This is a genomic window from Parasulfitobacter algicola (assembly GCF_013315265.1).
GTDB classification, from domain to species: Bacteria; Pseudomonadota; Alphaproteobacteria; order Rhodobacterales; family Rhodobacteraceae; genus Parasulfitobacter; species Parasulfitobacter algicola.
In genome coordinates this window covers 1-216 of sequence record NZ_JABUFE010000069.1, presented here as the reverse complement: position 1 = coordinate 216, position 216 = coordinate 1, and the positions used below count along the sequence as shown (strand labels likewise).

Genomic DNA, 216 nt, shown 5'->3' with positions numbered 1-216 from the left:
ATTGCCAGCAGCCTGGGGTCGACTAAGACTTTTCTGATGACAAACTCCTCGACGCGCTCGGTATTCTCCCTCTGAAATCAGCCGCCCGACACACACTCCAGATCAGGGTGAGATAGGCCTGTGCTTTGTCGGTACAGATGGTCACGGGCCGATGCAGGCGGACGCGCTCAATGGCTTTGTTCAGGAAAGCCTTTGCCGCCTTCGCATCGCGCCGGG

Annotated in this window: 1 pseudogene; it reads right to left on the bottom strand. The window is 58.3% G+C overall.

The features are described from left to right. Positions 1-100: 100 nt before the first annotated feature. Positions 101-216: pseudogene (locus tag HRQ87_RS20745) on the bottom strand (DDE-type integrase/transposase/recombinase); the annotation flags it as partial.